This window comes from Pseudomonas entomophila (assembly GCF_013523165.1).
GTDB classification, from domain to species: domain Bacteria; phylum Pseudomonadota; class Gammaproteobacteria; order Pseudomonadales; family Pseudomonadaceae; genus Aquipseudomonas; species Aquipseudomonas entomophila_A.
Genome location: NZ_JAAMQI010000043.1, coordinates 1 through 8,304 on the forward strand (window position 1 = coordinate 1; position 8,304 = coordinate 8,304).

Here is an 8,304-nt window from a genome sequence, read left to right on the forward strand (position 1 = left end):
ATGCGGGCTCGATGCCCTAGGAGCGGCTCTGCTTCATGGCCTTCCCTCGATGATCAGTCGAGAACTTTGGCCTGCAAGGAGGCAAAAGTCGAGATACAAGGAGCGGCCCCTGTGCCGCGATTGGGCCTGAAAGGCCCACAAAACAGCCATTGCGTTGTAGCAGAAAAAGACAGCTGCGCTTCCAAACCCATCACGGCCAGTCTCACCCAGCAGCGATCATGAGCCAGCGCGCCTTCTGCCTGATGAACTGGCAGCAGTCTCAGTACACCTTGTCCAGTTCGATCGCCTCGTCCAGCGTCGCCAGCAGCACCTTACGCACCTTGAGCTTGGTCTCGCGGTGCGCACGCATGTTCAGCTTCTTCAGCGCCTGGGCCGCGGCCAGGGCGGTCTCATGAAGTTGCTCCGGCGACACCACCTTGTCGAGGAAGCCTGCCTCACAGGCTCCCTGCGGATCGAACACCTCAGCATTGATCACCGCGCGCTGGAACGCCGCCGGTTGCAGACGATCACGCGCCAGGGTGATGCCAGCATGGTGCATGGTCATGCCGATCTGCACTTCGTTCAGGCAGATCTTGTAGGGCCCTTCGACGCCGATTCGGTAGTCGCTCGACAGCAACAGGAAAGCACCCTTGGCCACGGCGTTGCCGGGGCAGGCGGCGATCACCGGGAAGGGGTGGGCGAGCAGGCGACGCGACAGCGTAGACCCGGCACTGACCAGATCGATCGCCGCCTGGGGGCCGCTGGTCATCACCTTGAGGTCGTAGCCGCCGGAGAGAATGCCCGGCTGGCCGGTGATCACCACCACCGCACGGTCCTGCTCGGCACGGTCCAGCGCGGCGTTAAAGGCCTCGACGACCGCAGGCGAAATGGCGTTGACCTTGCCGTTGTTCAGCGTCAGCAGGGCAATACCGTCTTCGCAGTGGTAGGTGATCAGCTCGGTCATGACAGCGTCCTTTCGATGGAGGTGCCGCCGACGTTACCCAGCGCCGTGCGTCAGGTAAAGCAGCAATGCTGACTGGCCAGTCAGCCGAAACGTCGGCAGGCGCGCAGGGAAATGCGTCATGTGCAGGCGCTGTCGAACCCCGCATTCGCCGGCTCGGACGGGCCGGCCGCCGCAGGTCTGCGGCCACCAGGCTTAAGCGCATGAAAATTCTGAAAAAAAGCTTGCCATCATTCGAGGCTTCGACTAAATTAGCGCGCCTCGACAGGCTGAACAGCTTGAAGAGAAACGGTGAAGTGTCCGAGTGGTCGAAGGAGCACGCCTGGAAAGTGTGTATACGGGAAACCGTATCAAGGGTTCAAATCCCTTCTTCACCGCCACATTCAGAAAGCCCCCGAAGGTGAACGCCTTCGGGGGTTTTTCGTTTCTGGTGCCCTGCCAGGCCCCGCCGCACGGCCCTGCGCGATGGGCGACAGGGCGGGGCGCTGGGCCTAGAAGTCCACCGACGCCGACAACCGCGCCGTGCGTGGCGCGCCCTGGAACAGGTAGGCATCCCCCAGGTAATCGCCCACGTCACGCCAGTAGCGCTTGTCGAGCAGGTTGTCCACGGTCAGCCGCAGTGTCGTGTCGTAGCCGCCGACGCGGGTGCGATAGCGTCCGCCCACATCCACCACGGTGTAGCCACCCACGGCGACCTCGCCGGTGCGGTCGGCGTACTTGCTGGCGCTGTAGCGCGCACCCCCCAGCAGCGCCAGGCCCGGCACCGGCAGGCTGTACTCGGCCTGCACCGCCAGGCGCAGATTCGGCACGTTCAGCGCCTGGTGGCCCTCGTAGGCCGAGGTACCGCTGCCTTCGATCCGTGCGCGCAATGCGGCGGCACTGGCCTGGAGGCGCAGGTTGTCGGTCAGCGCGCCGCTGGCCCCCAGCTCCAGCCCGAGGTTTTTCTGTTGCCCCTGCTGCACGTAGGTGAACCCGCCGTCTTCCGGCCGTGCGTACTGGTAGGCCTGGCGGATCTGGAACAGCGCCGCGCTCAGGCTCATGCCGCGCCAGTCGTGCTTGACGCCCAGCTCGAGCTGCCGCGAGACGGTCGGTGCCAGGATCTGTGCGGCATTGCGGGCGAACCAGGGCGCCGTGCCGCCGTCCGACAGGCCCTTGGCATAGCTCAGGTACAGCGTGGTGTCGGTCTGGGGCTTGTAGAGCAGGGCGGCGTTGGGCAGCAGTTCGTAGCCCTGGGTGTGCCGGTCGAGGGTCGCGTCCTCGGCCCAGGCGCGCTCGTCCAGGCGCACCTGGCGCGCGCCGACCACCACCTGCCAGCGTTCACTGAGCGTGATGCGGTCGCTGAAGAACACACCGTACTGACGGCTGTCCAGACGCCGCACGCTGGCGCCGACCGCACGCGTCGACGGCTCGACCCAGGGCGCATCGGTGCCGATCTGGCCGCTGCCGACCCATTCGTTGTAATAGGGGCGCTGGTCGAGGGTGCGACGGCGGACGCTGCTGCCCAGGGTCACGGCGTGCTCCAGGCCGAAGGCCGTGAAGCGCCCGCCAAGCGTGGCCTGCAGCTCGTCGGTGCGGCGCGTGTCGTCGGGGCTGCGGTAGTCGTAGATGTCGTACTCGCCCTCGTAGCTGAAGTGGTTCGGCACGGCCAGGTCCGCGCAGCTCGAGGCGCCATAGCAACCCCAGGCGAACGCACTGTAGTCGTCGATCACCACGCGGCTGTGCGAGGCGCTCAAGGTGCCGGTCCAGTCATCGTCGAAGCGATACGCGAAGCGTCCACCGAGGTTCAGCGCATCGCTCTGCACCGGCTTGGCCCAGGGCTGATAGGCCAGCCGGTCGCTCGGGTCCACGGCGTGGGGCAGGCGATCGCCGCCGAGCAACTGGTAGCCGGGCACCGAGCGCTGCTCGCGGTGCTGATAGTCGGCGTCGAGCTGCAGGGTAGCGTCCGGGGTGATCTGCCAGTCGAACGCCAGCGAAGCGAAGTCGCGTCTGCCATCGGCATGGTCGACGTAGCTGCGGATGTCCTCGTGGGCCAGGTTGGCGCGCAGGCCGAACTGCCGCTCGCCGCCGAACCAGCCGCCCAGGTCGGTCGCCAGGTAGCGTTCGCCCTGATCGTTGGTCGACAGGGTCACGCGGCGCACGTCTTCGGGGCGCTTGGTCACGTAGTCGACCAGCCCGCCCGGCTCGGACACACCGCTCTGCAGCCCCGACAACCCCTTGAGCAGCTCGACCCGCTCCTTGTTCTCGAGCGCCACGTTCTGCTCGCCGACGACGGTCTGGCCGTTGATCTGGTAGCTGCTGGCGGCATCGAGGGTGAAGCCGCGGACGTTGAAGTTCTCGTAATAGCCGATCGGGGCATAGCTTTCGCCGACCGAGGCCTCGCCGTGCAGCACCTCGCTCAATTGCCGCACCTGGCGGTCTTCCAGCTGCGCACGGTCGAACACGCGGATCGCGGCCGGGGTGTCGAGCACCGGGGTGGTCTGGAACTGCCCGACGCTGGCTTGAGGGGGCTGCTCGCTGTCGGCGTCGTAGGTGTCGGAGACACGCAAGGCGTCGAGTTCGATGCCGGTCTCGGCCAGCACGGGTGCGCCGTACAGGGCCAGGCTCAGGCTGAGCAGGCCCAGCGGCAGTGGGGGGCGGGGCAGGGGCATGCAGGGCTCCTCGAGGGCCGGGCGCGGGCGATCGTCGCGGGGTGCCGGCGTGCTGGGCGAAAAATCGCGCGCATGGTAGCAGGGGCGCCGGTCGACGGCGCCGTTTGTTTCGTGCGGGCTGACTGCCCTGGGGGCAGCCAGGCCCTAGCGAGGCGTGACCACGGCCCGCGCGTCACGTCGCCGTGCATGCTCCGCCCAGGCCCACACCAGCAAGGCCAGCGTGCTGATGGCCACGCCGGCCCAGACGATGCCCATCCAGCCGGCCCGCTCGAACAGCTGCGTGCCCAGCAGCGAGCCCAGGGCGCCGCCGATGAAATAGCAGGTGATGTAGACGGCGTTCAGCCGCGTGCGCGCGTTCGGACGCAGGGCGATCACCGCATTCTGGTTGCTGACGTGCACCAGCTGCACGGCCAGGTCCAGCAGCAGGACGCCTGCCAACAGGGCAGGCAACGACGTCTCGGCCAGGCCCAGGGGCAGCCAGGCGGCCAGCAGTGCCAGCAGGCCCACGGTGGTGCCCAAGGCCCCGCGGCCACGGTCGGCCAGACGACCGGCCCAGTTCGCCGCCAGCGCACCGGCCGCGCCAGCCAGCCCGAACAGGCCGATGGTGGCGTCGGAGTAGTGGTAGGGCTCGCGGGCCAGCAGGAAGGCCAGCGGTGTCCAGAACAGCGCGAACAGGCTGAACGACAGCAGCCCCAGCAGGCCGCGCAGGCGCAGCACGGGCTCTTCGCGGAACAGCGTGAACAGCGAGCCGAGCAGGGCGGGGTAGCTCAGGCCGGCGTGGCTGCGGTGCACGGGCAGGCTGCGTTGCAAGGCGATCGCGCACACCGCCATCAGCACCGCCGCCAGGCAGTAGATGGCGCGCCAGCCGCCCAGCTCGGCGGTGAAGCCGGCGGCGGTGCGTGCCAGCAGGATGCCGAGCAGCAGCCCGCTCATCAGGGTGCCCACGGCGCGTCCGCGCTCGGCCGGCGAACTCAGGGCCGCGGCCATCGGCACCAGCACCTGGGCCACCACCGAGAACAGCCCGGTCAGCGCCGTGCCGACGATCAGCCACGGCAGGCTGGTGGCGCTGGCGCTGATCAGCAAGCCCAGTACCGCCACGCCCATCATCACCACGATCAGCCGCCGCTGCTCGAACAGGTCACCCAGCGGTGCCAGCAACACCAGGCCGGCGCCGTAGCTCAGTTGCGCGGCGATGACGATGCTGCCGGCGCTGACGGTGCTCAGGCCGAAGTACGCGGCGATGCTGTGCAGCAAGGGTTGGGCGTAGTAGTTGCTGGCCACGGCCAGGCCGGTGGCCGTGGCCATCAGCAGGATCAGGGCACGGCTCAGGGGCGGGGTATCCATCGGGACCTCTCGGGGCGAAGGCTGGGCGTCACCTCAGGTGACAGGGTAGTGATCGGACAGCGGTGCGGCGGCTCACGTCACCTCGACGATCAACAGGCACTGCTCGGAGGCGCCGATCGACAGGCGGACCTCGTCGTCCACCCGCTTGCCGAGCAGCTGCTGGCCCAGTGGCGAGCGAGGCGTGATGACCGTGACCTGACGGCCTGCCAGGGCGATGTTCAGGCCGGCGCCTTCGGGGCCGAGAAACACCTGGCGCGTCGCGCCGTCGGCCTCCTCCAGCTCGACCAGGTGGCTGACCTGGATGCCTCGGGCCGGGTCGTAGTCGCGCAGGGCCAGCTGCCGGAACGCGAGCAGCGCCTGGCGGATCTCGGCGGTACGTCGGGCCTGGCCGGTGGCCAGGTAGGAGGCTTCCAGGCTGAGGGTGTCGTACTTGTTCTCGGCGATGTTCTCTTCGGCGGTGGCGGCCTCATAGGCAGCTTGCGCTGCCCGCTCGAGGGTACGGACGTTTTCTTCCAGGGTGGCGACGATCGCCTGGCGCAGGGCGTGCTTGTCCATGTCAGCGGCACAACGCCTGGACTTGGGCCTGGCTCTTGTCCGTCGGCGCGTTGCGGTGCTGCTCCAGCCAGAACTGGCAGCGTGGGTTGTCGAGGTTGCGCGGGTCGGCCTGGGCGGCGTCCACGGCCTGACGCGCCTGCTCGCGCTGCAAGGTCTGCTGGTAGCGCTCGAACATCTGTTGCTGCGCCTCGCTCGTGCCCGGCGGTGGCGCGGGGCGAGCGGGGACCTCGGCGCTGGCTGGGGCCGTCGGCAATACGCGCTCGACCTGGCTCGGCCACACCTGCCAGACCAGCCACAGGCTGGCCGCGATGGCGACCGTGCCCAGCCAGAGGCCCAGGGCGATGCACAGGATCAGTTGAAGCGGCGTGAGACTGCGGCGATGGGAGTCTGACATGGTGGCGCCTGCGGAATGAGAGGAACGTGGGCCATTGTCGCATGGTGGCCGGCGAGCGTCAGGCCCGCGAGCGCTCGACGGGGCGCGTGGGCGACCTTGAGGGTGTGGCACGGGAGTGGGCTGGCATGCCACCTCGACGCCTCTGCACCGCTGCCAGGGCCACGAGGCTTTCCTCCGTCCGCGTTTGCTCGCACAATCGCCCGCTTCATGGGCCCCTACACGAGGAGCGGGCGTGAGCGCCACCTGGGACATCTTCTGCAAGGTCGTGGACAACTTCGGCGACATCGGCGTGACCTGGCGCCTGGCCCGGCAACTGGCCGACGAACATGCGCTGACGGTACGCCTGTGGGTCGACGACCCTAGCGCCTTCGTGCGCCTGTGCCCACAGGCCGACGTCACCGCCAACGTCCAGCGCCTCGACGGCGTGACCGTGTGTCGGTGGAGCGACCCCTGGCCGGCGATCGACACGGCCGATGTGGTCATCGCCGCCTTTGGCTGCCGTTTGCCAGCGGCGTACCTGGAGGCCTTGAGCACGCGCGCGGTACCGTCGCTGCTGATCAACCTCGAGTACCTCAGTGCCGAACCCTGGGTCGAAGGGTGCCATGGGCTGTGGTCGCCCCAGGGCAACGGCCTGCGCATGCTGTTCTTCTTCCCGGGCTTCACGGCCGGCACGGGCGGGCTGCTGCGCGAGCGCACCCTGTTCGCCCAGCGCCAGGCCGCGCAGGACGACGCGTCTGCCCGGGAGGCGTTCCTGGCCAGGCTCGGCATCCGACCGGCGCCGGGTGCGCGGTTGCTGTCGCTGTTCGCCTATGAGAACCCCCAGGTGGGCAGCTGGCTGACGGCCCTGGCCGACGCGGCGCAGCCCTACCACCTGCTGGTGCCGGAAGGGCGCGTGCTGGGCGACGTGCAGGCCTGGCTGGGCGCGTCGGCGCCTGCGCCTGGGCAGCGCCTGGTGCTGGGCAGCCTGACCCTGCAGGTGCTGCCGTTCCTGAGCCAGGCCGACTACGATCGGCTGCTGTGGAGCTGCGACTTCAACGCCGTGCGTGGCGAGGACTCGTTCGTCCGCGCCCAGTGGGCGGCCCAGCCTTTGCTCTGGCATATCTACGTGCAAGAGGAACAGGCCCACCTGGACAAGCTCGAGGCGTTTCTCGCGCAGTACCTGCAGGGCGTCCCCGCGCCGGTCGCCGAGGCCGTGGCGAACCTGTGGCGCGCCTGGAACCTGGATCAGGACATGGGGCAGGCCTGGCGCCAGGTGCTGCCGCATTGGGAGGCCTGGCAAGCTCACGCCCGGCACTGGAGCGCCACGCAGGCCGCTCGGCCGGACCTCGCCATGGCGCTGGTACAGTTTTACCGAAATTGGCTATGATACGCGGCCTCGATTTTTTATAAATCCATCCAGATTCGGATACTCGTAATGAAAACTGGTAAAGAACTGAAACCCGGCACCGTCCTGCGGATCGACAACGACCCATGGCTGGTACAGAAAGCCGAGTTCACCAAGTCCGGTCGCAACAGCGCGATCATGAAGACCAAGCTGAAGAACCTGCTGACCGGCTACAAGACTGAAACCGTCTACTTCGCCGACGACAAGCTGGACGACGTGATCCTGGACCGCAAGGAAGCGACCCTGTCCTTCATCAGCGGTGACTCGTACACGTTCATGGACACCACCGACTACACCATGTACGAGTTGAACGCCGAGGACATCGAAGCCGTTCTGCCGTACATCGAAGAAGGCATGACCGACATCTGCGAAGCCGTGTTCTTCGAAGACCGTCTGGTGTCGGTCGAACTGCCGACCACCATCAGCCGTCGCGTCGACTACACCGAAGGCTCTGCCCGTGGCGATACCTCCGGCAAGGTCATGAAGCCTGCCAAGCTGGCCAACGGCACCGAAATTCAGGTTGCCGACTTCATCGAGATCGACGAAATGATCGACATCGATACCCGCGACGGCACCTTCAAGGGCCGCAGCAAGAAGTAAGCGGTCCCCGCAGTGCGAAAAACCCGGCCTTGGCCGGGTTTTTTCGTTTGCGGTGCGACATGAGCGACGGGCTTCACGGTGGGCCTTTCAACGTCTTTGCCCAACACGATGTGGGCCCTGTCGCTGATCTGGCAGAGCGGTTCACCCCCCTGTGGGAGCGGGCTTGCCCGCGATGCAGGCGGCGATGGGCCGGACGCTATCGCGGGCAACCCCGCTCCCATAGAGCATAAGATAACTTTTTGATTTTAAAGTAATTAATTAAAGAGCTTTATGGGCCCTGCGGGCCCAATCGCGGTCGGTCCGGCGCCCCGGCAGGGGCCGCTTGTATGGTAGGACTTGAAGGGAGGAGGAGGGACTAGATCCGCTTCTGACTGTTCGCGCAGTACAGACCGTGGGAGATTTCGCCCCTCCTCCCTTCACCCAAGCGCCGATAAGGAAT

Annotated in this window: 7 protein-coding genes and 1 tRNA gene; 3 read left to right on the forward strand and 5 right to left on the reverse strand. The window is 67.2% G+C overall.

The window, feature by feature from the left end; genetic code table 11:
- Positions 1-259 precede the first annotated feature (259 nt).
- Positions 260-943 (reverse strand): crotonase/enoyl-CoA hydratase family protein, encoded by a 684-nt coding sequence (locus G7Z99_RS19390; protein ID WP_181096730.1) that lies wholly within the window; start codon positions 941-943, stop codon positions 260-262.
- Between the two features lie 287 nt (positions 944-1,230).
- Between G7Z99_RS19390 and G7Z99_RS19395 the strand changes: the two genes are divergently transcribed.
- A tRNA-Ser gene (locus G7Z99_RS19395) sits at positions 1,231-1,320 on the forward strand.
- Positions 1,321-1,431: 111 nt separating this feature from the next.
- On the opposite strand, the gene G7Z99_RS19400 is transcribed toward G7Z99_RS19395, so the two are convergent.
- The 4 genes from G7Z99_RS19400 to G7Z99_RS19415 all read right to left on the reverse strand — a co-directional run bounded on the left by G7Z99_RS19400 (position 1,432) and on the right by G7Z99_RS19415 (position 5,881).
- Positions 1,432-3,588, reverse strand: a complete 2,157-nt coding sequence (locus G7Z99_RS19400; RefSeq protein WP_181096732.1) for a TonB-dependent siderophore receptor — start codon at positions 3,586-3,588, stop codon at positions 1,432-1,434.
- Positions 3,589-3,732: 144 nt separating this feature from the next.
- A complete protein-coding gene (locus G7Z99_RS19405) occupies positions 3,733-4,932 on the reverse strand; it encodes an MFS transporter (protein ID WP_181096734.1) in 1,200 nt (399 codons plus the stop codon).
- A 72-nt stretch (positions 4,933-5,004) separates the two neighbouring features.
- A complete protein-coding gene (locus G7Z99_RS19410; protein ID WP_181096736.1) occupies positions 5,005-5,487 on the reverse strand; it encodes a GreA/GreB family elongation factor in 483 nt (160 codons plus the stop codon).
- A 1-nt stretch (position 5,488) separates the two neighbouring features.
- Entirely contained in the window at positions 5,489-5,881 is a 393-nt protein-coding gene (locus tag G7Z99_RS19415) for a hypothetical protein (RefSeq protein WP_181096738.1), read from the reverse strand.
- Positions 5,882-6,113: 232 nt separating this feature from the next.
- On the opposite strand from G7Z99_RS19415, the gene earP reads away from it, so the two are divergent.
- Together earP and efp are read left to right on the forward strand one after the other, a co-directional pair.
- The gene (gene earP / locus G7Z99_RS19420) at positions 6,114-7,247 is read left to right on the forward strand and encodes an elongation factor P maturation arginine rhamnosyltransferase EarP (RefSeq protein ID WP_181096740.1); all 1,134 of its coding nucleotides are present in this window, start codon (positions 6,114-6,116) and stop codon (positions 7,245-7,247) included.
- Positions 7,248-7,295: 48 nt separating this feature from the next.
- Positions 7,296-7,865 (forward strand): elongation factor P, encoded by a 570-nt coding sequence (gene efp, locus G7Z99_RS19425; protein WP_181096742.1) that lies wholly within the window; start codon positions 7,296-7,298, stop codon positions 7,863-7,865.
- Positions 7,866-8,304 lie beyond the last annotated feature (439 nt).